The sequence below is a fragment of the Halomonas sp. 3F2F genome, assembly GCF_014897805.1.
GTDB lineage: Bacteria > Pseudomonadota > Gammaproteobacteria > Pseudomonadales > Halomonadaceae > Vreelandella.
Window position 1 is genome coordinate 58,045 of the sequence record NZ_JABUZE010000189.1, and the last position, 24,243, is coordinate 82,287.

General features: G+C 53.2%; 22 protein-coding genes and 1 pseudogene. 16 read left to right on the forward strand and 7 right to left on the reverse strand.

Annotated features, from left to right (window positions below; genetic code table 11):
- Nucleotides 1–7: 7 nt before the first annotated feature.
- Genes INT21_RS19655 through INT21_RS19680 form a run of 6 tightly spaced genes read left to right on the forward strand, consistent with a single transcriptional unit; the run spans nt 8 to nt 5,368 of the window.
- On the forward strand, nt 8–1,045 hold the full coding sequence (locus INT21_RS19655) for a peptidylprolyl isomerase (protein ID WP_193068735.1): 1,038 nt from the start codon (nt 8–10) through the stop codon (nt 1,043–1,045).
- A gap of 12 nt (nt 1,046–1,057) precedes the next feature.
- On the forward strand, nt 1,058–2,107 hold the full coding sequence (pdxA, locus tag INT21_RS19660) for a 4-hydroxythreonine-4-phosphate dehydrogenase PdxA (protein WP_193068736.1): 1,050 nt from the start codon (nt 1,058–1,060) through the stop codon (nt 2,105–2,107).
- 26 nt (nt 2,108–2,133) lie between these two features.
- Complete coding sequence (rsmA, locus tag INT21_RS19665; protein WP_193068737.1) at nt 2,134–2,964, forward strand: 16S rRNA (adenine(1518)-N(6)/adenine(1519)-N(6))-dimethyltransferase RsmA; 831 nt, start codon at nt 2,134–2,136, stop codon at nt 2,962–2,964.
- Nucleotides 2,961–3,338, forward strand: coding sequence for a Co2+/Mg2+ efflux protein ApaG (apaG, locus tag INT21_RS19670; protein WP_089039622.1), 378 nt, complete (start codon nt 2,961–2,963; stop codon nt 3,336–3,338). Before rsmA ends, apaG begins: the two co-directional genes overlap by 4 nt.
- A 22-nt stretch (nt 3,339–3,360) precedes the next feature.
- Nucleotides 3,361–4,176, forward strand: coding sequence for a symmetrical bis(5'-nucleosyl)-tetraphosphatase (locus INT21_RS19675; protein ID WP_193085605.1), 816 nt, complete (start codon nt 3,361–3,363; stop codon nt 4,174–4,176).
- 46 nt (nt 4,177–4,222) lie between these two features.
- The gene (locus tag INT21_RS19680; protein WP_193085621.1) at nt 4,223–5,368 is read left to right on the forward strand and encodes a polynucleotide adenylyltransferase; all 1,146 of its coding nucleotides are present in this window, start codon (nt 4,223–4,225) and stop codon (nt 5,366–5,368) included.
- Nucleotides 5,369–5,388: 20 nt separating this feature from the next.
- Here INT21_RS19680 and folK read toward each other — a convergent pair whose 3' ends face one another.
- Nucleotides 5,389–5,934 (reverse strand): 2-amino-4-hydroxy-6-hydroxymethyldihydropteridine diphosphokinase, encoded by a 546-nt coding sequence (gene folK / locus INT21_RS19685; RefSeq protein ID WP_089039619.1) that lies wholly within the window; start codon nt 5,932–5,934, stop codon nt 5,389–5,391.
- The gene (gene folB / locus INT21_RS19690; RefSeq protein ID WP_095603986.1) at nt 5,931–6,287 is read right to left on the reverse strand and encodes a dihydroneopterin aldolase; all 357 of its coding nucleotides are present in this window, start codon (nt 6,285–6,287) and stop codon (nt 5,931–5,933) included. Before folB ends, folK begins: the two co-directional genes overlap by 4 nt.
- Before the next feature lie 105 nt (nt 6,288–6,392).
- On the opposite strand from folB, the gene plsY reads away from it, so the two are divergent.
- The gene (plsY, locus tag INT21_RS19695) at nt 6,393–6,962 is read left to right on the forward strand and encodes a glycerol-3-phosphate 1-O-acyltransferase PlsY (RefSeq protein ID WP_089040937.1); all 570 of its coding nucleotides are present in this window, start codon (nt 6,393–6,395) and stop codon (nt 6,960–6,962) included.
- A gap of 31 nt (nt 6,963–6,993) precedes the next feature.
- On the opposite strand, the gene tsaD is transcribed toward plsY, so the two are convergent.
- Entirely contained in the window at nt 6,994–8,034 is a 1,041-nt protein-coding gene (tsaD, locus tag INT21_RS19700) for a tRNA (adenosine(37)-N6)-threonylcarbamoyltransferase complex transferase subunit TsaD (RefSeq protein WP_193068740.1), read from the reverse strand.
- A 220-nt stretch (nt 8,035–8,254) separates the two neighbouring features.
- Between tsaD and rpsU the strand changes: the two genes are divergently transcribed.
- The 3 genes from rpsU (at nt 8,255) to rpoD (ending at nt 12,692) form a co-directional block, all read left to right on the forward strand.
- Nucleotides 8,255–8,470, forward strand: a complete 216-nt coding sequence (gene rpsU, locus INT21_RS19705) for a 30S ribosomal protein S21 (protein ID WP_007113641.1) — start codon at nt 8,255–8,257, stop codon at nt 8,468–8,470.
- Nucleotides 8,471–8,648: 178 nt separating this feature from the next.
- The gene (gene dnaG / locus INT21_RS19710; protein WP_193068741.1) at nt 8,649–10,565 is read left to right on the forward strand and encodes a DNA primase; all 1,917 of its coding nucleotides are present in this window, start codon (nt 8,649–8,651) and stop codon (nt 10,563–10,565) included.
- A gap of 270 nt (nt 10,566–10,835) precedes the next feature.
- Nucleotides 10,836–12,692, forward strand: coding sequence for an RNA polymerase sigma factor RpoD (gene rpoD, locus INT21_RS19715; protein ID WP_038477590.1), 1,857 nt, complete (start codon nt 10,836–10,838; stop codon nt 12,690–12,692).
- A gap of 136 nt (nt 12,693–12,828) precedes the next feature.
- Here the strand turns inward: rpoD and INT21_RS19720 are convergent, their stop codons facing one another.
- Both INT21_RS19720 and INT21_RS19725 read right to left on the reverse strand, forming a co-directional pair.
- Nucleotides 12,829–14,400, reverse strand: a complete 1,572-nt coding sequence (locus INT21_RS19720) for an AbgT family transporter (RefSeq protein WP_193085606.1) — start codon at nt 14,398–14,400, stop codon at nt 12,829–12,831.
- Nucleotides 14,401–14,583: 183 nt separating this feature from the next.
- Nucleotides 14,584–15,233 (reverse strand): annotated as a pseudogene (locus tag INT21_RS19725) (hypothetical protein).
- A 198-nt stretch (nt 15,234–15,431) separates the two neighbouring features.
- Between INT21_RS19725 and INT21_RS19730 the strand changes: the two are divergent.
- Nucleotides 15,432–16,799 (forward strand): L-serine ammonia-lyase, encoded by a 1,368-nt coding sequence (locus tag INT21_RS19730; RefSeq protein WP_193085607.1) that lies wholly within the window; start codon nt 15,432–15,434, stop codon nt 16,797–16,799.
- On the opposite strand, the gene INT21_RS19735 is transcribed toward INT21_RS19730, so the two are convergent.
- Nucleotides 16,796–17,692 carry a LysR family transcriptional regulator gene (locus tag INT21_RS19735; RefSeq protein ID WP_193085608.1) on the reverse strand — a complete coding sequence of 299 codons (897 nt, stop codon included), beginning with the start codon at nt 17,690–17,692 and terminating at the stop codon, nt 16,796–16,798. The genes INT21_RS19730 and INT21_RS19735 overlap by 4 nt on opposite strands.
- Before the next feature lie 173 nt (nt 17,693–17,865).
- On the opposite strand from INT21_RS19735, the gene INT21_RS19740 reads away from it, so the two are divergent.
- From INT21_RS19740 to mtgA, 3 genes are all read left to right on the forward strand, one after another.
- On the forward strand, nt 17,866–18,975 hold the full coding sequence (locus tag INT21_RS19740; RefSeq protein WP_089039612.1) for an S-(hydroxymethyl)glutathione dehydrogenase/class III alcohol dehydrogenase: 1,110 nt from the start codon (nt 17,866–17,868) through the stop codon (nt 18,973–18,975).
- 75 nt (nt 18,976–19,050) lie between these two features.
- Nucleotides 19,051–19,905, forward strand: coding sequence for an S-formylglutathione hydrolase (fghA, locus tag INT21_RS19745; protein WP_193085609.1), 855 nt, complete (start codon nt 19,051–19,053; stop codon nt 19,903–19,905).
- A gap of 10 nt (nt 19,906–19,915) precedes the next feature.
- Nucleotides 19,916–20,632, forward strand: a complete 717-nt coding sequence (mtgA, locus tag INT21_RS19750) for a monofunctional biosynthetic peptidoglycan transglycosylase (RefSeq protein ID WP_193085610.1) — start codon at nt 19,916–19,918, stop codon at nt 20,630–20,632.
- Nucleotides 20,633–20,636: 4 nt separating this feature from the next.
- Here the strand turns inward: mtgA and INT21_RS19755 are convergent, their stop codons facing one another.
- Nucleotides 20,637–21,536 carry a DMT family transporter gene (locus INT21_RS19755; protein WP_443588582.1) on the reverse strand — a complete coding sequence of 300 codons (900 nt, stop codon included), beginning with the start codon at nt 21,534–21,536 and terminating at the stop codon, nt 20,637–20,639.
- Between the two features lie 182 nt (nt 21,537–21,718).
- On the opposite strand from INT21_RS19755, the gene INT21_RS19760 reads away from it, so the two are divergent.
- Nucleotides 21,719–22,108 carry a DUF4168 domain-containing protein gene (locus INT21_RS19760; RefSeq protein ID WP_089039608.1) on the forward strand — a complete coding sequence of 130 codons (390 nt, stop codon included), beginning with the start codon at nt 21,719–21,721 and terminating at the stop codon, nt 22,106–22,108.
- A gap of 223 nt (nt 22,109–22,331) precedes the next feature.
- Nucleotides 22,332–24,242: a DUF294 nucleotidyltransferase-like domain-containing protein gene (locus INT21_RS19765; RefSeq protein WP_193085611.1), complete on the forward strand. Its 1,911-nt coding sequence runs from the start codon at nt 22,332–22,334 to the stop codon at nt 24,240–24,242.
- Nucleotide 24,243 lies beyond the last annotated feature (1 nt).

Here is a 24,243-nt window from a genome sequence, read left to right on the forward strand (position 1 = left end):
ATTCTTTATGACTACCAGAAAGACCCTGCTGACCGATGGCTTGAAAAAGCGGGCAAAACTGCTTTCTGCGGGCGGCATGATGGCGCTCTGCCTTGGAACGAGTGCTGCGCTTGTGCCGCTGTCGGTTTACGCCCAAAATTTCGAATCAACCCAGCGGCAAATGCTGGATAGCGTTGTGGCTGTCGTTAATGACGGCGTCATCATGCGCAGTGAGCTTGATGACCGCATTGCCCAGGTAGAGCAGCAGGCGCAAACCCAGGACGGTAACTTACCGCCCCGTAGCCAACTGGCTCAGCAGGTACTAGAGCGCATGGTGATGGATGAAATCCAGCTGCAAATGGCCCGCCAAGCCAACCTTAGCGTGGATGACACGGAGCTAAATCGTCAGTTGCGCTCCATTGCTGAGTCTAACGGCATGACGCTAGAACAGTTTGCCGATGCCGTGGAGGCAGACGGCATGACCCTGGGTGGCGTACGTGAAGAAATACGCCGCGAAATGCTGATGCGCCAAGTGCAGCAGCGCCAAATTAGTCAACGTGTCACCGTGACTGAGCGTGACGTTGAACGCTTCTTGAGCCAGCAGCCATCTCAGCAGGGGCAAGCGTTCATTGAAGAGATACGTGCCCGCCACGTGTTGGTAGAATTAACGCCAACACGCAATGAAGACCAGGCTCGTGCCCGCGCTGAGCAGGCTCGCCAGCGTTTACAGCAGGGGGCAGACTTTGCGTCCGTCGCTCGTGAGTTTAGCGACGACCGTGGTAGTGCCATGAACGGCGGCGAGCTTGGTTGGGTGCGTCCAGGGCAAACGGTGCCAGCTTTTGAAGAAGCGATGGGGTCGCTAAGTACTAACCAGCTCTCTGAGCCAGTGCGCTCTCAGTTTGGCTACCACGTCATTGAAGTGCTAGAGCGTCGCCGTCAGGATGTGACGGATGAAAGTCGCCGTGAGCAGGTTCGTCAGGCCATTTTCCAGCGTCGTGCTAACGAAGAGCTACAGTCGTGGCAGCGTGAAATGCGTGAACAGGCTTTTGTCGATATTCGCCTTTAATGAGCCAATCTAATGAGCAATAGCGCGCCACTGCTGATAACCACCGGAGAGCCAGCGGGCATCGGGCCAGAAATCACACTGATGCTGGCCGCCAATGGTCAATTGAATAACACGGTGGCTATTGGCGATACGCAGCTGCTGAAACAGCGTGCGTCGCTGCTGGGGCTTCCTCTTGATGTGATAGAAGCAGCCCCTGGAAGCAGTGTGACTTCCTCGCCAGGGCGTTTGGTTGTGTGGCCCGCGACCCTTCGCGAATCAGCGCTCCCCGGCGTGCTCAATCCTGCTAATGCAGGCTATGTGCTAGAGACGTTGCAAATCGCTGTCGACGCCTGTCTACAGGGGCATGCAGCGGCCATGGTCACTGCGCCGCTGCATAAAGGGGTGATTATCGAAGGCGGCTTTGCTAACTTCACTGGCCACACCGAATGGCTGCGCGATGCCTGTGGGGTTGATGAGGTCGTGATGTTGTTGGCTACCGACCAAGCACTGCATGCTCAGTCGAGCCGTTGGCAGGGTAGCAGTGACCTACGCGTCGCACTTGTCACCACACACCTACCGCTGCGTGACGTGGCGGATGCGGTTACCTACGACAAAATTACCCGTATTAGCCGTTTGCTTGCGACTGATCTGAAAAACCAGTTTGGGATTGCCGCTCCGCGCATTGCGGTGTGTGGATTAAACCCCCATGCCGGAGAAGATGGCCATTTAGGGCGCGAAGAACTCGATGTTATTATCCCCGCGCTGAAAGCGCTGCGCGCTGAAGGCCTTGATGTTCAAGGCCCGCTGCCAGCTGATACGCTTTTCACGCCGCGCCATTTAGCGGGCGTTGATGCGGTGCTGGCGATGTATCATGACCAGGGGTTGGCAGTGTTAAAATACGCAGGCTTTGGTCAGGCGGCGAATATTACACTTGGCTTGCCGCTGGTGCGTACTTCGGTAGACCACGGTACCGCGCTCAGTTTAGCCGGTCGCGGTACTGCCGACCCCAATAGCTTAGGCGTAGCTCTCGCGCTAGCAAAGCGACTTTCCGCACAGCGCGCCAATGGCTTAAATGCTTTATGAATCAACCCTCCAAGGAACACTGTTAGATGTCTCAAGTGCCTCAGCAGCACCGCGCTCGTAAACGCTTTGGTCAAAACTTTCTGCGTGACCTCGGCATCATTTCGCGTATTGTCCGTGCCATTGGGCCTCGCGAAAGCGACCGACTCGTCGAAATTGGCCCTGGGCAAGGCGCGCTCACTGCTCCGTTGCTAGAGGCGGCAGGAAAGCTTGAAGTCATTGAATTAGACCGTGACCTGATTCCGGGCTTAAGGGTGCAGTTTTTTAACTACCCTGACTTTGTTATCCATGAGGGTGACGCACTAAAGTTTGATTTCGCCGCGCTAAGAGGGGATGGCCCTGCGCTGCGAGTCGTCGGTAACCTGCCTTACAACATCTCGACGCCATTGATAGTGCATCTCTTAACCATGGGCAATGCGATTGCCGATATGCACTTTATGCTGCAAAAAGAAGTTGTTGAGCGTTTGGCCGCTGAACCAGGTAGCACTGATTGGGGGCGCCTGTCGGTGATGGCGCAATATTACTGCCACGTTGATCAGCTGTTTGTCGTGCCGCCGGAAGCCTTTGTTCCCAGGCCGAAAGTTGACTCCGCCATTGTGAGGCTAACGCCTCACGAAAGCTTGCCCCAAACAGCAGATGACCCAGCACTGCTGTTTGAATTGGTCAAGCTGGCGTTTGGTCAGCGACGCAAAACACTGCGCAATAACCTGAAAGGCAGGGTAAGCGTAGAAACATTAGAAGCACTAGGCATTGACCCAGCACGGCGTCCTCAAACTTTGACGGTTGCAGAGTACGTCACTATTGCCAACCAAGTGGCTACTGACGAAGCGCTTGGTGGTAATGGGAGTACCGACGCGTGAGTGCCCTAGCCATTGAGGTTAGCGTCGCGCCTGAGTACCGTGCAGCCGAGTCAGATGACCGTGAGTCGCGCTTCGTGTTTAGTTACACCGTGACGGTGCATAACCAAAGCCCTCATAGCGTGCAGCTCATGGCGCGCTACTGGAAAATTACCCAAGGTAACGGTGATAGCCAAGAGGTGCGTGGCAAAGGGGTGGTGGGCCAGCAGCCATTAATTGGCCCGGGGCAGCGTTTTCGCTACACCAGTCGAGCCATTCTGCAAACGCCGGTAGGCGTTATGGAAGGCGCTTACACGCTGCTTAACACCTACACCCAGCGAGCTTTTGAAGTGCCCATTGCCCCTTTTAGGCTAGCGGTGCCGCGTCAGCTTCACTGACCATTCTCAAAAAGGGGGAGCGATGAGCACCTATGCCATTGGTGATCTGCACGGCTGTCATGCCGAGTTTGTCAGTTTGCTAGAAAAGCTAAGCTTCAATGCAGCAAACGATACACTCTGGCTGGTTGGCGACTTGGTCAATCGTGGCCCTGGCTCGCTGGCTTGCTTGCAGGAAGTGCAGGCGTTAGGTAGTGCCGCTCGATGCGTGCTGGGTAACCACGATTTTCATTTGTTGGTGGTGGCTCGTGGCGGCGGCAAACTGAAAAAAAACGATACCCTCAGCGATATTCTTGCGGCCCCACAGCGCGAACAGGTGCTGGATTGGCTGCAAAGCCAGCCATTAGCAGTTTATGAAAACAATACGCTGATGACCCATGCCGGTGTATTACCAACGTGGTGCGCCGAGCAAGCGGTATCGTTTAGTCAAGAAGTGCAGACGACCTTGCTTAGTGAGCGTTCGGGTGATTTTTTAACGCAGCTATTTGGTAATCAACCTGACCGGTTCCATGAGGATCTAGAAGGGATTGACCGTTTGCGCTGTCTCGTCAATATATTTACCCGCATGCGCTTTATCGACGCTAATGGTCGGCTAGACTTCGCTGCCAAAGAAGGCTTGGAAAGTGCGCCTGACGGATTCGCCCCTTGGTTTCAATACCCAAGAGCAGATGCGCTTCAACTGTTATTCGGGCACTGGGCGGCATTAGAGGGCCAAACCCTGAACGCCAAGATAAAGGTTGAAGCGCTGGATACTGGTTGCGTGTGGGGTGGGTCGTTAACCGCTCTCAATCTGGAATCGGGTGAGCGCATCAGCGTACCTAGCCGTCAGCCTAGACATTAAAATACGAGACATTAAAACACCAGATATTGAAAAAAGGGCGGTAGCCGTGTTTCAGGTGGATGCGAAAACCAAAGGACTCAATGTTTATCGTGTTGGTGGGGCAGTGCGCGATGCGCTGTTAGGCTGGCCGGTAGTGGACAATGATTGGGTCGTCGTCGGTGCCACGCCAGAAGTCATGCAGCAGCGGGGCTTTAAACCAGTGGGGCGCGATTTTCCGGTATTCCTGCATCCTGATACCGCCGAAGAGTATGCGCTAGCGCGCACTGAGAGAAAGTCTGGCCACGGTTATGGCGGCTTTGAAGTACACGCAAGTCCTGATGTGACCTTAGAAGAAGACCTTTCAAGACGTGATTTAACCATCAACGCGATTGCGCAGCGCTTTGATGGCGCGTTGACCGACCCCTTTAACGGTCAGCGGGATATTGAGCAGCGCCTATTACGCCATGTGTCCCCGGCATTTAGTGAAGATCCCTTACGAGTACTTCGCACGGCACGCTTTCTTGCCCGTTATGCACATTTAGGGTTTGCCATCGCGCCTGAAACCCTCGAACTAATGCGAGATGTAAGTCGCAGTGGTGAGCTTAGCCACCTTGCTGCGGAGCGAGTGTGGGTCGAAACCGAAAAAGCGCTGGGTGAACCAAATCCTGACCGTTACTTCACTGCCTTAAACGATAGCGAAGCGCTGGCTGCTTGGTGGCCTGAGCTAACAGATGACGTTGTGCTGGCAAACGCGCTTGAGGCGATGGCGCTTGAGACGGTTGCACAGCTGGCTATCGACAGTTCACTTCCACTGGCTCACTGGCGCTACGCGTTGCTGGTGTCGGTATTGAATGATGCTCAGCGTGATGCGCTGGCGATAAGATTGCGATTACCTAATGCGGTGACGCAGCTGGCGCGCCATGTAGCGCTGAGTAGGGACATCTTAGCCGAGCCATTAAGTGACGAACGCGTTCTGCACTGGCTGGAGCGTTTGGATGGTTGGCGTAAGCCCGCGCAGGTTAAGGCACAGTTACAACTTATTAAGCGTTTAGCAGAGAATACGCTCGAACCGCTGGATCGGGCGTGGCAGGCTGCACAAAGCGTTGACCCTCAAGCGCTATTGCAAGCGGGTTATCGCGGTGCAGCTTTAGGTAAGGCGCTACGTGAACACCGCCAACAGGCAGTAGCAAGTGCGCTGATGGATGCGCACTAAGGGCTGGTTATAGGCTTTGCTCAGCGAGCGGACACCGCCTTTGGCACAGAGTCTGCCTGGGAAACCCAGCGCCCACGCCAATGAAAGTCGATGGCCCATAAGCGTTGACTCCCCAGTTCAAAGCGCTGCCATAGCGCAGCGTAAGACAAACCATAGATAGGGTGATACTGATCGGGTAGCAGTTCGGCTAGCGGCTGTAGAACGAAGGCATTGTGCGTGATTTCCCCTCGGGGCAGGGCAACACCGTCAACAGTGCCGCAAATACCGCCTACTGCGAGCAGGTCAATATCCAGTGCTCGAGGACTGCACTTGAGCATATCGGGAGTGCGGCCATGGGCAATTTCGAGTTGCTTAGACCACGCCTGAAGCTCGCCCACCGACCAATCGCTATCAAAGGCAACCACAAGGTTGTAAAAGTTGCGATTATCGCTAAATCCTACCGGCTCGCTTTCAAATATGCGCGATATTTGAAGGGGGCCAAACGTGTCTTCGAGCGCATCTAGGCACAGGCGGATATGAGTGTCCGGATCGATATTGCTGCCTAAACTGAGAGTAACCAAGCTCATGGAAGCGTGCCGCGGGTGATTTCAAGACCAACGCTAGCGGCTTGTGGAACGGCCCCCGGTTTGCGTACGGTAAGGCGCAGCCAGATAATGGAAAACTCCTGCTGTAAGCACTCAGCTAGGCGCTCGGCAAATGTCTCGACGAGAGCAAATTGGTGCTCGTCAGCAAAGCGCTGAATTCGCTGGCAAATGGCTGCATAATCAAGCGTCAGGCTCAAATCATCTGCAGCAGCGGCGGGACGAATATCCGTTGCGAGCGATAAGTCCAAGCTCAAAGACTGAACAATAGTGCGCTCCCAGTCGTACACACCGATGACGGTATCTACTGCCAGCGCTTCGATCAAAATGCGATCCACAGCTATTCCTCTAGCGTCAACAAGCGGGGGATTGTACTTGAGGATAGCGCGAAACGACAGCTAGGTACGATCTAACGCTGGGTAGGAGTCAAGATGGTGGGCGGAGTGATATGGATGGTGGTGGGTTACTTAAGCGGAAGCTGGTTAGCGGCGCTGAGCGTATGCCGGCTAGCAGGTGTTCCTGATCCGCGATATCGGGGGTCATGTAACCCTGGGTTTTCGAACGTACTGCGCCTGTACGGGCCGCGTTTAGCCGTCGCCACGCTTTTACTCGATGCCTTAAAAGGGGCGCCTGCAGTGCTGGCAGCCAAATTGCTAGGGTTGCCTGTTTGGTTGCAAGGGGCGGTTGGATTTGCTGTTCTGCTAGGTCACAGCTATCCACTATGGCATAGGTTTCGCGGTGGTAAATCGGTTGCCAGTGCGTTTGGCGTGCTGCTGATATTGGTACCCAGCGTGGCGCTGCTTAGTGCGGTGTGCTGGATGCTGCTTGCCTGGCGGCTACGCATGGCAGCGGCAGCATCGCTCGTTAGTGCATTCGTCGCGCCACTGGCTTGTGCGTGGCTAGCACCTGACTATGTTGTGGTCGTGAGTGGGTTCAGCCTGCTGGTGCTTGCCCGTCACGGGTTAAATATTCGCCGCCTGCGCCGCGGAGAAGAGCCGCATCTACGCGGCTAGTCAGGGGCTATAGATGTAGGAGCTATAGGTGTTAAGTAGGCGTTAAGGTGTCCAACGGCCAGCGCGGCGTAGCCTTCATAATGCCGTTGTCATCCTGCTCACCCGCCGCCAGTCGTTGGGCGCCGACATAAGCAATCATCGCGCCATTGTCGGTGCAAAAGCGCCCGCGAGGGTAATAAGATCGCGCGTTGCGTTTCTGTGTTTCAATCGCGAGGCGTTCGCGCAGGCGTTGATTAGCGCTAACGCCACCTGCCACCACTAAGCGCTTCAATCCGGTTTGATCCAGTGCCCGGCGACATTTGATAACCAGGGTGTCCACTACGGCTTCTTCAAATGCCCTCGCCACATCAGCCTTGGCCTGGGTGTCTAACTCGCCAGCAGCATCTAATTGGCGAATAGCGGTCAGCGTGTGGGTTTTTAATCCCGAAAAACTGAAGTCTAGGCCAGGGCGGTCGGTCATTGGCCGTGGGAAGCGGAAGCGTTTTGGGTTGCCCTGTTCGGCAAGCTTAGCAACGTGAGGGCCGCCGGGGTAGGGGAGCCCGAGCATTTTGGCCGCTTTGTCGAAGGCCTCACCTGCAGCATCATCAACGGATTCCCCAAGTAACTGGTAGTGTCCTAGAGACTGTACTTCGACAAGTTGAGTGTGTCCGCCAGAGACCAGCAAGGCTACGAAAGGGAAGTCAGGAGCGTCATCTTCCAGCATAGGGGCTAACAGGTGGCCTTCCATGTGGTGTACGCCAAGTACGGGGATGTTCAACGCACGTGCCATACCATGCGCTGTGCTGGCACCCACCATGAGCGCGCCGACTAACCCCGGGCCAGCAGTGTAGGCAATGCCGTCTAGCTCGTTACGCGTCAGCTTGGCGTCGTGCAATACTTGCTCGATCAGTGGCAACAGTTTGCGCGTATGGTCGCGAGAAGCGAGTTCAGGCACCACGCCGCCATACTCGGCATGCATGGCAATTTGACTATACAGCGCGTCGGCGAGCAGGCCGCGGCCTCCAGTGTGCGAAGTATCATAAATCGCGACGCCCGTTTCATCGCAAGACGTTTCAATGCCCAGTACGCGCATAGCTGAAGAACTCGTTGTAAGTTAAAAAGTTGCAGGTTAGAAACCAGTGCTGCTAATCAGTCGCCTAGTTTAGCATTCTCATGCTTAAGGCGCGTAAGCATTTGCAAAGATCGCCAACCACGACTAGACTACTGTGCGCTGTAAAACTGGGTCGTACACTGTATTCTAAAAGTGTACGTACTATCCGAACTCAAGACTCCTTAAGGTAGGTGAGTGCTTAATGCCTTCTGTAAAAGTACGTGATAACGAGCCGTTTGACGTCGCCCTGCGTCGCTTCAAGCGTTCTTGCGAAAAAGCCGGTGTTCTTTCTGAAGTACGCCGCCGCGAGCACTATGAGAAGCCGACTGCTGAGCGTAAACGCAAAGCGGCAGCTGCCGTAAAACGCCACGCCAAGAAAATTCAGCGTGAGCAAAAGCGTTTCGAACGGCTCTATTGATCCGTACCCGAGGGGGCCGGAGCAGTTAGCTGGCCATCTCAAGAGGGATGTCAAGCGGCCGCCACTAGGTGGCCGTTTGTTTTTTGTTTTGTTTCATCGCTGTTTATGGTGATCTGGCAATTTGCTTGATGACTCTAGGCAAGCGAACTAGCGCTTTGCGCGAGGATGCCCGCAGTTCATGGCAGGCCAAATTCCACAACGTTTTATCGATGACCTGTTAGGCCGCGTTGATGTGGTCGAGGTGGTTGGTGAGCGTGTGCAGCTTAAAAAGGCCGGGCGTAACTATTCTGGGCTATGTCCTTTCCATCAAGAGAAAACCCCATCGTTTACGGTTAGCGCTGATAAACAGTTTTATCACTGCTTTGGGTGTGGTGCCCACGGTAATGCGCTACGCTTTCTAATGGAATACGACAAACTACCCTTTCCCGATGCGGTTGAGCAGTTGGCTAGTCGTTTGGGGCTGGATGTTCCTCGTGAGGGTGCCGATGATCCGCGCGCCCAGCAACGCGAAAAAAAGCGCAAAGAGGGCGTTAATCTTCTTGAACTTGCTGCCAGTTTTTATCGAGAACGGCTAAAAATGCAGGAAGGGCAGGGAGCACAGCGTTATCTGCAAGGACGCGGGTTATCGCCAGATGTTGTCAGTACTTATGGTATTGGCTATGCGCCTGGTGGGTGGGAAGCCCTGAAGCAGCACTTGAGTGCGCGAGGTATTGGTGAGCCTGTACAAGTAGAGTATGGCTTGCTAATTCACCGTGAAGACACGGGGCGGACGTATGACCGCTTTCGCGATCGAGTGATGTTTCCCATTCGGGATTTAAGGGGGCGTACCATCGCGTTTGGCGGTCGGGTAATGGGTGATGAACAGCCTAAGTATCTGAATTCGCCAGAAACGCCTGTCTTTCACAAAGGACGTGAGCTGTACGGACTGTATGAGGCTCGCCAAGCGTCAAGCAAGCTTGAGCAGCTCGTCATCGTTGAAGGTTACATGGATGTCGTGGCGCTGGCGCAGTACGGTATCAACAACGCTGTCGCAACCTTAGGGACGGCTACAACAGAAGACCACCTAAGCCGACTATTTCGTTTAGTCAGCCGTGTGGTGTTTTGCTTTGACGGTGACCGTGCAGGACGTCAAGCGGCCAGTCGTGCGTTGGAAACCGCCTTGCCGCAGATGATTGACGGTCGTGAAGCGCGCTTCCTGTTTCTGCCGGAAGGTGATGACCCGGATACGCTAGTGCGCCGTGAAGGTAGCGACGCATTTCAAGATCGCGTTACCTGTGCGATGCCGCTATCTGAGTTTCTTTTTGAGCAGGCAGCGCAGGGGCGTGACTTGAATACCGTGGAAGGGCGAGAGCGGTTTGCAAGTCAGGTGCTTGAGGCATTGAACAAAGTGCCTGAAGGCATGCTCAAATCGTTACTGTTGGAGGCGTTAGCTAAGCGCAGTGGGTTGGCACAATCGCAACTGAAAACGCTACTTGAGAAACGCGCGGCCGCCAGTGCGCAAAAAGAGGCGCAAAAAGAGGCGCAGAAAGCGCCTTCGCAGGAAGCCGTGCACTGGGAGCCGCTTGAGTCGCCCGACATGATGCCGTTTGAGCATCATGAGGAGCAGCTGGTCAGCGCAAAGCCTGCTGGTAAAAAGGCACAAAAGGGGCGCGCTCAGTCGCCTCGCCCGCAAGTGCTTTCAACCGTGGCGCGTATTGTGCAGCTACTGTTGCATGAGCCTGGTTTAGTGACGTCGCTGCCGGATTCCCTGGATTGGTTGCCGGAGAGTGAAGAAGCACCGCTATGCCGTGACTTGATTGAGTTGCTACGTGCCGGGCGTTATCGCAGCCCGCAAGTGGTGTTGGCGCACTTTCAGGGGAGCCATGAAGGTCAGGTCTTGGCTGAGTTGGCGTCACGGGAGTTGCTGATTCCCAAGGGAACCCGCGAGACTGAGCTGACAGGGTTGGTTGAACATCTAATAGAGGTTCAGCGCAAGCGATCGCCTCAGGAAGAGTATCAGGCGTTGCTGGATTTAGAGCGTTCTGGGCAAAAGCTGGATAAAGCGCAGCGGCAACGTTTGGCAAGCTTAATGATGGAGCTTGTTCAACGACATTAAGTCGGCTTTGCGGCGTTTGTCTTTGAATGAGTAGAGTTTGGAATGAGTAGAGTTTGAGGCGCTAGGGTTGAATTTCCCTAACGTTGGCACCAAATAAAGGGTCAGTCGCCAGGCGCTGGCCTAACCGAACAACCTAACACACCTGAATGACCGCGCAAATACGTTTCGCTGGAAAAATTCCTGCTATTTACGCTATACTGTTCGGCTTGTTGAGTTTAATCGATTCAGCGCCCCAGGTGTTTCATTCTTCTTCGTCGAGATAGGGTTTCTATGGCTGGAAATGCGCAGCAGCAGTCACGTCTGAAGGAGTTGATCGCGCGCGGCAAGGAACAGGGCTACCTGACCTATGCCGAGGTCAACGACCATCTACCCGAGGATATCGCCGACCCGGATCAAGTGGAAGACATCATTGGCATGATTAACGACATGGGTATTAGTGTCGTTGAAGAAGCGCCAGATGAAGACACTTTGATGATGTCGGATCACTCCACGGACGAGTCCGCTGCGGAAGAGGCCGTCGCGGCACTCGCCGCCGTGGAAAGCGACGTCGGTCGCACTACCGACCCTGTGCGCATGTACATGCGCGAGATGGGTACGGTTGAACTTCTAACCCGCGAAGGTGAGATCGAAATCGCCAAGCGGATAGAAGAGGGCACGCGGGAAGTGATGTCAGCGCTGGCGTATTTGCCTGGCGCTGTTGCTTCTATCCTGGATGCTTACGATGCCACGCAGGATGAAGAAGCGCCTGGTCGCTTGTCTGATCTGTTCTCTGGCTTTATCGACCCCGACGAGGGGATTCCAGGCGTTGCAGAAGCCGAAGTGCCCGAGCCTGAGCCGGAAGCCGAGTTGAGCGATGATGATGATCTCGACAGCGACGGTGACGACGAAGACGACGACAGCACGGCCAGCGAAGGTGGCCCTGATCCGGAAGAAGCGAAAGCTCGTTTCGAACAAATCCGTGAACAGAATGCCGCTGTTGAAGCTGCGTTGGCGAAATATGGGCGTGGTAGCGCTGAGCTTAAAAGTGAGCAATCGCGTTTAGCCGAGCTGTTTTCGCCGATTAAGCTGGTGCCGAAGCATTTTGAGCGTTTGGTTGGCCAAGTACGTATTAGCGTTGAGCAGGTGCGTGCCCAAGAAAAAGCGGTCATGCAGCTGTGCGTGAAGAAAGCTAAAGTGCCGCGCAAAACCTTCATTAAGTCGTTCCCTGGGTACGAGTCTAATCCAAAATGGTTGGACACCTTCCAGGAAGCGCAGCCCAAGTATGCTGACCGTCTTGAGCCACTGCGCGCCGATATTGCTCGTTCGCAGCGCAAAATTGCCTTTGAAGAAGACATGGTGCAGCTCACCGTGGCCGACCTCAAAGAAGTTAACCGCAAGCTCTCTATCGGCGAGGCGAAAGCACGCCGTGCTAAGAAAGAGATGGTTGAGGCTAACCTGCGTTTGGTAATTTCGATTGCTAAGAAATACACCAACCGTGGCCTGCAGTTCTTGGATCTGATTCAAGAAGGCAACATTGGTTTGATGAAAGCGGTTGATAAGTTCGAATATCGCCGCGGTTACAAATTCTCGACCTATGCCACATGGTGGATTCGTCAGGCGATTACGCGTTCTATCGCTGACCAGGCACGCACCATCCGTATTCCGGTGCACATGATCGAGACGATCAATAAGCTCAATCGTGTTTCTCGTCAGATGCTGCAGGAAATGGGCCGCGAGCCAACGCCGGAAGAGCTGGGCGAACGTCTGGAAATGCCGGAAGACAAAGTACGCAAGGTGCTAAAAATTGCCAAAGAGCCGATCTCTATGGAGACGCCGATTGGTGATGACGACGATTCGCACTTAGGTGACTTTATCGAAGACGGCACTATGCTGTTGCCGATTGATATGGCCACCGGCGAAGGCTTGATCGAAGCAACGCGTAACGTCCTTGGCGGCTTAACTGCTCGTGAAGCGAAAGTACTACGCATGCGTTTCGGTATCGATATGAATACCGACCACACGCTAGAAGAAGTGGGTAAGCAGTTTGACGTTACTCGCGAGCGGATTCGTCAGATCGAAGCAAAGGCGCTGCGCAAGCTACGCCACCCCAGCCGCTCTGAGCCGCTGCGCTCGTTCCTTGATGAGTGATTTGTAGGCTGTGGTAAGTGGTATGTAGTAAATAGAAAGTGGTGAACTGATAGTCGTCACCATGAACAAAAAGCCCGCCGTTCTATGAACGGCGGGCTTTTTGCGTTATGCCATGAGCGTTATATGACAAAAAAGGCTATAGCGTGTAATGCGTGGCTGATCCTGGGCCGACAGGCAGGCCAAAAACGAATACCCAAATAAAGAACATCAGGCTCCAGCCAATCAGCATAAATAGCGTGTAGGGCAGCATAACCGCCACCAACGTACCAATGCCCATATCTTTGCGGTAGCGGGTTGCCACGGCAAGAATCAAGCCAAAGTAGCTCATCATGGGCGTAATTAAGTTAGTCACTGAGTCGCCGATTCGGTATGCCGCCTGAATTACTTCAGGGGCGTAGCCCATCAGCATTAGCATCGGTACAAAGATGGGAGCTGTTACCGCCCACTGTGCTGAGGCGCTGCCTAGTGATAGGTTGACGAACGCACACATAATAATAAACAGCGCGAATAGGCCCGGGCCGCGTAGCCCCATAGATTGCAGTAGATCGGCACCGGCAACGGCTGTTACGGTGCCAAAGTTGCTCCAGTTAAATAGCGCTACAAACTGCGCCGCAAAAAAGACCAGAACGATATAAAGGCCGAGGCTACTCATACTTTTCGCCATAGCATCGACAATATCGCGATCGTTTTGCATGGTGCCTGCTAGACGGCCATAGACAAACCCCAACACGGTGAAGGACACCGCGACAATTACCACAATGCCACGCAAAAAGGGCGAGCCGCTAATTAGCCCTGTTTCGGGGTTACGCAATATGCCGCTTTCGGGCACAACCATGACCGCGACCAGAGCGGCTAATGCTAGTGTCGCAAGTCCGGTCCCTTTTAAGGCGCGCTTCTCTGAGTCGGATAGCCCTTCCATGCGCTGGTTTTCAATGCCGCTATCAGCATAGGCAGAATCGAATTTACCTAGCTTGGGTTCTACGATTCGCTCGGTAACAAAGCCACCAATAAGCGTGACAAAGAACGTACTGGCGAACATAAAGAACCAGTTAGCTTCTGCACCCACAATGTAAGCGGGGTCAAGAAGACGCGCTGCTTCCTGGGTGATGCCCGATAGCAGTGGGTCAACAGTACCGATCAGTAAGTTAGCGCTGTAGCCTCCAGAAACACCGCAGAACGCAGCCGCTAGGCCCGCCAATGGATGACGTCCTAATGAGTGGAAAATCATGGCCGCTAAAGGAATTAATACGACATAGCCAAGCTCAGCCGCCATGTTCGACATGATGCCGGCAAACACTACTGCATAGGTGACAATGCGCGGCGAGCGATTGAGAACCAGCGCACGCATGCTGGCTGAAAGCAGTCCTGAGTGCTCAGCAACGCCGACCCCCAGCATGGCTACCAGTACTGTACCTAGCGGTGCAAAGCTAGTGAAGTTGGTCACCATTTCAGTGACTAAACGGCGCAGACCTTCGGCATTGAGCAGCGAATTAACCGCTATCCATTCACCTTCGTTAGCAGGGCGAGGGTCAGCAACAGATACCCCTAATGCACCGGCGATGCCGCTGGCGACTACTACCAGCACACATAAAATAGCGAAGAGAGTAACAGGATGTGGGAGTAGATTACCCAGCCACTCAACGCTATCAAGAAAACGAGTAAATGCACCTCGCTTTAGGGTTTCTTGGCGATTTTGTGAGTTTGTCATAAGGTTTGTGTCGTCAGTAGGTTGTTTTTCAGCAAAAATGCCCATGAATCGGGGTGACGGCACTACGTTGAAGCTAACAGGGTCGCAAATGGCTTTGTGTATAACGAGATGTAAAAAATGAATGCCGCCTACGCAGAGCGTAAGGCGGCGATAGAGAAGGGCTGCTAGCGGGAGATGAGAGGATTAGCGTGCGACTTGTCGCGCTTTGTAAATGCGCCGAGCAATCAGCAGAAGCTCAATCATGGCAAATAGAATCAGGCTGTAGCCTAAAAGCTCAATGGCTTCCTCTGCGACGTCTTTGAACTCGCGAATATAAGTGTCTTGCATGACGGCTCGCCAGAAGTCTTGGCGACCATAAAGGCGGGAAAAATGTAGGTAACGAGAACACCGGCAGTGAACAGCCCAAATGCGAACGTGTTGCTATAATGAGAGAATTCCTCAATAAATCGGCGTCGCTGCACGACTACCCAGGCAAGGCTAGGGATGACAATGAGCGCTACCAGCACTTTCCAAGTATTTTCTGCAACGTAGTAATCAAAAAAGTAATCCTGTTCGCGTACCAGTGATGCAGCCACAAACGCCAGCAATAGTAGCGTAACAGTAGGCCATACCTTGAGTACCTGGCGCACGTAGATGAGTAAGCCACAACAGCTGGCCAGCACCAGGGTTTGAGCGAACTCTGTAAAGCCTAGTTCGGTATAGCGCACATCGGGTAGGTAGAGAGCCTCAAAATATCCACCCTGGGCGATACCAGCGACAAAAAGCATATAAAGCGTTGCGCGCAGAAGCGTATATCCAAAACTGAGTGGCCACTGCGGTGGGGAAGATGGCATACCAACATCCTTATCGGAGAGATGACGTTGTAAGAGAGATGCTTAAAAACATGCATAGAAGAATGTTCATTATATCGCCACACTTCTGTGCTCGCACGTCGAACTTAATGTGAGCTGCTCGACTAATAGTGGATTAAGGCTGCAAAGTAACTAGGTTATTAGGTAATCAACAACTACCGCTGAGGGGCAGGCAACACAATGGCAATAAGCGTTTTTGATCTCTTCAGAATTGGGATTGGCCCATCAAGCTCTCATACGGTTGGGCCGATGCGTGCGGCGCGCGATTTTAGCCAAGCGGTTACCTCACCGTCGCTGACGCGCATTGTGGTTAGGCTTCACGGTTCGCTAGCTTCTACCGGCATCGGGCATGGTACTGATAGTGCGGTCATCATGGGTTTGATGGGTGAAACGCCAGAGTCAATTGACCCTGACACCATGACTGAGCGGCTACGAGCGCTAGATGAAGGCGCTCTGTTAACGCTGCCTAATGGGCAAGCGCTATCGTTTGATCGCAGCCAGGATATTGAGTGGGACGACCACTGCCTGCCATTTCACCCGAACGCTATGGTGTTAACGGCTTATCAGGACGATACGGTTATTGCGGCGAATACTTACTATTCCCTTGGTGGTGGCTTTTATGTTGATCAAGCCTGCGCCGATCAGGGTGGGCTAGACGAAGACAAAACCGCGCTACCTTACCCATTTGAAACGGCTAATGAGTTGTTAGCGCTCTGCCAAACAAATGGTTTGCGTATCAGTGAGCTCATGTTTGAAAACGAAAAAGCATGGCGCAGTGAAGAGGTGATTCGCACAGAGCTGCTAACGATTTGGCAAGCCATGCGCACCAGCATTGAAAATGGCTTAAAAGCGACGGGGCACTTGCCCGGTGGATTAAATGTTCGGCGACGTGCCCATGGTTTGCACCAACAGCTGCTTTCACCGCCGCAGAACCAACGCTTAATTGTATCGAGCTTTACTGTGATGGATTGGGTCAATTTGTTTGCGCTGGCGGTGAATGAAGAGAACGCCGCGGGTAAACGGATGGTCACTGCACCGACAAACGGTGCTGCCGGTATTGTGCCTGCTGTGCTGGCGTACTATTTGAAATTTGAGCCAGATGCCTGTGACGACGACATAGTGGACTTCTTGCTGGCCGCTGGGGCGATGGGCATATTGTGTAAAAAGAACGCGTCTATTTCCGGTGCGGAAGTTGGCTGCCAGGGAGAAGTCGGCTCTGCTTGTGCGATGGCTGCCGCGGGGCTTGCAGAAGTGCTGGGCGGCTCGCCAAAGCAGGTAGAGAACGCTGCTGAGATTGGTCTAGAACATAATCTTGGCCTAACTTGCGACCCTGTGGCGGGGTTGGTTCAAGTGCCGTGTATTGAGCGAAACGCCATTGCCTCGGTGAAGGCGATCAATGCTGCGCGTATGGCGATGCATGGTGATGGTGATCATTTTGTATCGTTGGATAAAGTGATTCGCACCATGCGTGACACTGGCCGAGATATGCAAGATAAATACAAAGAAACGTCAAAAGGTGGTTTGGCTGTTAACGCCATTGAGTGTTAGTGAGTAAAGCGAGGTGGCAGCGTCGCGTCAATATTGGCCACCAAGTAATCGACGAGCTGACGGATTTTAGGTGATAGGTGGCGGTGTCGAGGGTATACCGCCCATACCGCCGTATCGTTGTGTTGGAAAGGTTCCAAAACGGACACCAGTTCGCCACTGGCAAGATAGGGGGCTACGTAGTAATCCGGCAATTGAGCAAGCCCCAGTCCTTTAAGTGCGGCGTCAAGCAGCGCGGGGCCGGAATTGCCGCTCCAGCAGCCTTCCACTTTAACTTCGCGGCGCTGACCGTTGACTTCAAACAACCAGTTAGGCCGCGAACCTATCAGGCAACGGTGCTGGCTAAGTTCCGATAACGTATGCGGCCGGGTAGCTTGACGGAAGTAAGCCTGGGATCCCACGACATACTCCTGCCGCTCGCATAGCCGCCGAGCAATCAAGCTAGAGTCTTTGAGTACCCCCATACGAATGGCAATATCGTAGCCCTCTTCAATAATTTCTACGGGGCGGTTAGTGAAGTGCATATGCACTTCAAGCTGCGGGTGCAGGCACTGAAAGTCATTCACCAGTGGCGCGATGTAGCGTTCGCCGAATGTTGTTGCCGAGGTCAGTTTCAGCAGCCCACGTGGATTTGCCTGAAGCTCGCTGATCGCTTGCTCTGCATCGCGCAGGCCATCAAAAAGATGGCGGCAGTGTTCTACGTAGATTGCCCCAGCATCGGTTAAACGAATTTGCCGTGTTGTGCGGTACAAAAGCTGAACACCCAACTGATTTTCCAGCTGGCTCACCAAGCGACTAATATGCGATGTCGATACCTTTAAATGGCGTGCGGCAGCTGAGAATGTTCCCAGTCTTACCACCTCGACGAATGCCTCGATACGGTCCCAACGCTGCACGATTATCCTTAATTAATTTCTGATTGTTGCTCAGTGGCAATAATCTTGTGAGTGTATCCCGCTTTATCTCACTCGCCTAGCTGGCCTACACTGCAGTCATTAAATCTGATTCGATTAAAACGAGTCCGATAAAACAGTCTTCAGTCTTATGTGACCGTTAAGGAGATGCATAGATGAAATCACGTGCCGCCGTAGCACTCGAAGCGGGTAAGCCGCTTGAATTAGTTGAGATCGATGTGGAAGGTCCAAAAGCGGGCGAGGTACTGGTGAAGATGGCAGCGACGAGCGTATGCCATACCGATGCTTATACCCTTTCTGGCGCTGACCCCGAAGGTAATTTCCCAGCGGTATTGGGCCACGAAGGTGCTGGTGTGGTGCAAGAAGTTGGCGAGGGTGTGACCAGCGTTAAGCCGGGTGACCATGTTATTCCGCTGTACACCGCCGAGTGCGGCAAATGTAAATTCTGCCTATCCGGTAAAACAAACCTATGTGGCAGCGTGCGCGCTACTCAAGGTAAAGGTGTGATGCCTGATGGCACCTCGCGCTTTTCACTAGATGGCAAAATGCTGCATCACTACATGGGCACGTCGACTTTCAGTGAGTACACCGTGCTGCCGGAGGTATCGCTTGCGGTGGTCTCCAAAGAAGCGCCGATGGATAAAATCTGCCTATTGGGCTGCGGCGTTACTACCGGTATCGGTGCGGTACTGAATACGGCAAAAGTAGAGCCAGGCTCCACCATCGCCGTTTTTGGTTTGGGCGCGATTGGTTTGGCGGTCATCCAAGGGGGAGTCATGGCAAAAGCCGCGAAGATTATTGCCATCGATGTGAACCCCGATAAATTTGCATTGGCCAAGCAGTTTGGCGCGACTGATTTCGTTAATCCGAAAGACTACAGCGACCCGATTCAGCAGGTAATCGTCGATATGACCGACGGTGGTGTTGATTACTCCTTTGAGTGTATCGGCAATGTTAACGTGATGCGTTCGGCCCTTGAGTGCTGCCATAAAGGCTGGGGGGAGTCGATTGTCATTGGTGTTGCGGGCGCGGGCGAAGAGATCTCCACGCGTCCCTTCCAACTGGTCACCGGGCGGGTTTGGAAAGGCTCTGCGTTTGGTGGTGTTAAAGGACGCAGTGAGTTACCGGGTTACGTCGAGCGCTATATGAATGGTGAGCTGAATATCGACGACTTTATTACCCACGACATGCCGTTTGAGCAAATTAATGAAGCCTTCGAATTGCTCCATGCAGGTAAGAGCATTCGTACCGTGCTGCATTACTGAGTATCATTGGTAATAGGGTAAATGAGCGCGGTAGGGGAAACCCTCCGCGTTTTCATCTTTTTAAGGAGCCGGCCCATGAGCATGAGTGAAACTTTAGAACTAGTGTCTGCCAATCGCAGTTTTGGTGGCTGGCACAAGCGCTACCGCCACTACTCCCGGGCGCTGGATTGCGACATGGTGTTCGCGGTTTACCTGCCTCCTCAAGCAGAGAGCGAGCGCGTACCGCTGCTTTGGTGGCTGTCAGGTCTAACCTGTAACGATGAAAACTTTATGCAGAAAGCGGGCGCGCACCGTATTGCTGCTGAGCTGGGGGTGGCGATTGTTTGCCCCGATACCAGCCCACGCGGCACCGATCTGCCCGGTGAGCATGAAAGTTACGATCTAGGGTCAGGCGCTGGTTTTTATGTGAACGCCACTCAAGCCCCCTGGAAATCGAATTACCGCATGTATGACTACGTGATTGAAGAGCTGCCTTCGGTGGTGCGTCAGCACTTCCCTGTGAATGGGCGTGAGTCGATCAGTGGTCACTCCATGGGCGGTCACGGCGCGTTAATTCTGGCGTTGCGTCACCCTGGCCGGTTCCGTTCGGTTTCCGCTTTTGCGCCTATTGTTAACCCCATGAACTGTCCTTGGGGGCAAAATGCGTTTACCAGCTATTTAGGCGACGACCAGTCGCGTTGGCGCCAGTACGATGCTTGTGAGCTGGTCGCTAATGGTGCCTCTCGTCAACGGCTATTTATCGATCAAGGTGAGGCTGACCAGTTCCTGGATGAGCAACTGATGCCGGAGCGTTTGGAAGCCGTGTGTGAAGAGCATGATCACCCACTGACGTTGCGCCGCCAGCCAGGTTACGATCATAGCTACTTCTTTATCGCCTCGTTCATTGAGGAGCATATGCGCTATCATGCAGAACACCTCATGAAGCGCTAAGGATATCGAAATGCTCAATCGCGCGTTGCGCCGTTTTCTTGGTTTGATATGGCGTCTTATTTGGCGTGGCGCGCTGGCTTTTATTGTTCTCTCAATTGCGCTGGTTTTACTCTTCCGGTTTGTGCCACCTCCTGGCTCAATGGTGATGGTAGAGCGCAAAATTCAAAGCTGGATAAACAGCGAACCTATCGATATTCAACGCCAATGGAGAAGCTGGGAACATCTATCCAGCAATGCCAAATTGGCGGTGATCGCTGCTGAAGACCAGCGCTTTCCTCAGCATCGTGGTTTTGATTTAGTGGAGTTGAAGCGTGCCCTGAAGGCCAGTCTTGATGGCGAACGGTTGCGGGGTGCCAGCACGCTCAGCCAGCAAACAGCCAAGAATGTTTTTTTATGGAGCGGCCGTAGCTGGGCCCGTAAGGGGCTAGAAGCATGGTTTACATTGCTAATCGAAATGCTGTGGAGCAAGCAACGCATACTGGAAGTGTATTTAAACGTCGCTGAATGGGATACGGGTGTATTTGGACTAGAAGCGGCGGCAGGGCACTATTTTGGTGCTTCTGGCAGTGCATTGACCGAACGGCAAGCAAGCCTGCTAGCGGCTATTCTTCCCAGTCCGCGTACCCGCAGCGCATCACGCCCGGATGCCCAGGTAGAGCGCCGCAGCCAGTGGATTCTTCAGCAAATGCGTAATCTAGGTGGTGTTCGTTACTTGGAGCGCTTGTAGCCCTTTAAGCTTCTCCTTTGCTGCTAGGTTTGCGTACCACCATAACCACCCCAGCAATGGCAATGACCATACCTGCCAGTCCCAGCAGGGGGAGGCGTTCGTCGAACAGCCACCATGCTTGTAGCGCAGTCACCGGTGGCACCAGATAAAACAGGCTGGCAACGCGGGATGCTTCGCCCTTTTTAATCAACACCATTAATAGCAGGATGGCGGCGATAGACAGAATAAGTACTAGCCAGCCAAGAGTGAGCACAAACGTTATACTCCATTCGACCTGGCGGGTTTCAAACAGCAGTGCTCCAATGCCCAGCAGCATGCCTGCCGCTATGTATTGAATAACCGCCCCGGAAAGCAGTGGCATGCTGGTGCAGTAGCGTTTCTGATAAAGCGTCCCCAATGAAATTCCCACTAAGGCAGCCATTACGCTAACTAAGGCACCAAGGCCAAAGCCAGCAAAAAGTGAGGTGCCGAACTCTAGCTTGCTGCCCAACACCAGACAGATGCCCACAAGGCCGAGCAGTAGCCCCAGCCACTGGCGGGTGGTTAAGCGTTCCCCCAGCAGCGGGCCAGCACAGGCTGCGGTTAGCAGCGGCTGTAGGCCAACCAATAGCGCTGCCAGCCCGGCAGGCATACCCAAGTAGATACCGTAAAAAACCCCACCTAAATACGTGCCGTGTACCAAAAGTCCTGAAACGCCTATATGCAGCCAAAGCGCTGGCGATGAAGGCCATGCTATGCGCATTAGCCACGTCAGCGGAGCAAGCAACATGAGGGTGAGCATGAAACGAATAAACAAAAAGGTAAAAGGTTCTGCGTAGGGCAGACCAAATTTTGCGCCAATGAACCCCGTGCTCCAGAGCAAAACAAATAATCCAGGCATGGCGGCAAGGCCCAAAGAAGCCATGTTTACATTTTTTAAACTATTGATAGTGTTGGACATAGTTCCTCGGCGTAGACCCTTTTTGATTAGTTCTGTGTTACTTAAATGTTTTTTCTGTTACTAACTTTTACATAAAAAGTTGAACCTGTGCCTGAACAACGCGTCACACGGTGCACATTCATAACGCATCAATGAGGTTTCTTACTATGCAACGTATGACTGCTCTGTTCTCTGCTGCTCTTCTCGCTACTGGTCTGCTGGCTGGCACCGCTCATGCACAGGAAGCCCAAGACCCCGCTCAGGATCCGATGGCGGCCCAACAAGCGCCCGCTCAGGATTTCTCTGATGAGCAGCTACAGCAGTTTGCCGATGCTTCTCAAGAAATCGCCGTGATCTCACAAGAGTACACACAGCGTCTGCAGGAAGCAGAAGATGAAAACGCCCAACAGGAAGTTCGCGCTGAAGCCAACGACCGCATGATCGAAGTCGTTGAAGATAGCGGTCTAGATGTTGATACCTTTAACGCCATTGGTCAGTCAATCCAGCAAGATCCTGAAATGATGCAGCGTGTTCAGGAAATGGCTAACCAGTCATAATTAGTCCCCGTCAGATAGCGTTGTGGATAGTGACAGATTTTCCTTAACCTGCGAAGTATTCTGTCCTGCTGCTGCCAGTCTGTTACTGCACAAAGCCCAGCGTTTTTCGCTGGGTTTTTTGCTTTTGTTCGCTCTCATTTGTGATTGAAGGGTTTACGGTACACGCTATCCAAGACAAACTTCATCTATTGATGATGCTGCCGCGCCAAGTGCAGGAGATCGCATGGATGTTGAACTGTTAGAAATACGTCAGCATATGGGGCAGTTTCCCCCGTTCGATGGTTTATCGGATGCATTGCTAGACGCCATAGCTGAGCAAGTAGAAGTGCGCTATTTCAAAACCGGTAGCGACATTTTAGAGCTCAACGATATGCTTGATGAGCTGTGCTTTATCCGTAGCGGTGCCGTTGAGGTTTATCGTCGTCAGGGCGAGCTATATAACCGCTTGGGTGAAGGGGATATCTTTGGCCACTTTAGCCTGCTTCGAAACCATAAAGTGCGCTTTCCAGCCAAAGCGATCGAAGACACGCTGATCTACTTTATTCCCAACGCCGTCTTTCAGCGGTTATGTGAAGAAGATGACGATTTTGCGGACTTTGTTGAACTCGAACGCCCCCGTTTAGAAACCGCTGCAGAGCAGCAGAAAAAATCTAACGACATGATGGTCACGCGAATACGCAAATTGGTGACGCGTTATCCCGTCATGGTTGAGTCCACGACTACCGTCCAGCAAGCCGCTAAGCAAGTGAACGAGGCTCAAGCGTCGGCGGTGCTAGTAATTAATGAAGGCAGCGATAATCCGCGTTATAGCTTTCAGGACAGCGAAGGCAAAACCTGGCAAATGTGCGGTATTCTGACGGATAGTGACTTCCGTACCCGCATTGTAGCTGAAGGGCTGTCAGCGCAAACGGCCATTGGAGACGTTGTTTCCGAACGGTTAATTACCATTCAGTCGGATGCGTCGGTTTACGAAGCCATGCTGACGATGCTGCGTAACAATGTTCACCACTTACCGGTGCTTTACCGCCAGCGTCCGGTTGGGGTTGTTCACCTCTCCGATATTATTCGTTACGAGACGCAAAGTGGGCTGTACCTAGTAAGCAATATTTTCAACCAGTCTAGCGCCCAGGGCTTAGCCAAACTTGCGCCAGATGTGCGCGCAGCTTTTGTAAGAATGGTGCAAGAAGGTGCTAATTCGCAGATGGTGGGGAGTGCCCTGTCGACCATTGGGCGTAGTTTTACGCGGCGACTGCTAGAGCTTGCCGAAGAAGCGCTGGGGCCACCGCCGGTACCTTACTGCTTTATGGTTAACGGCTCCATGGCTCGAAATGAGCAAAGTATCGTCACTGACCAGGATAATGCACTGGTCTTGTCAGACGACTTCAATCCCGACGAGCATGACGACTACTTCCACGCGTTAGCTGCCTTTGTTAGCGATGGCTTAGATGCCTGCGGTTATACCTACTGTAAAGGCGATGTGATGGCGACTAACCGCCAGTGGCGTCAGCCGTTGCATGTTTGGAAGCGCTATTTCCAAGATTGGATGGCGAACCCAACCCCTGAACGACTACTCCATAGTTCGATTTTCTTCGATTTAGACAGCATTTACGGCGAAGACCATTTTGTTGAAGCACTCCAGGATTTGATTGCCCAAACGGCGCCCCAGTCGCCACTGTTTTTGGCGGCCATGGCCCGTAATGCGCTGAATCGAACACCGCCGCTTGGGTTCTTCCGCACGTTTGTGATGGAAAAAGATGGCAAACATAACAACTCAATCAACCTAAAGCGGCGTGGTACTGCTCCGATGGTTGATCTTATTCGGGTACATGCGCTGGCCTGTGGGTCTAAAGCGCAAAACTCGTTCCAGCGCTTAAACGATATTAGCAATACTCAGCTACTGGCGACGGGCGTTAGCGACAAACTGAGCTATGCGCTGGAGTTTTTATGCATGTCGCGGATTCGTCATCAAGTGATTGACCTACAGGAAGACCGTTTCCCCGATAACAATATCGAACCGGAGAATGTTGAGGATAGCGAGCGCCACACGCTTAAAGATGCTTTCCAAGTACTCAACAACGCGCAAAAATTCTTAAAGTTCCGCTACCCAATACCCACTCAGCGGCAGGGGCGATAAT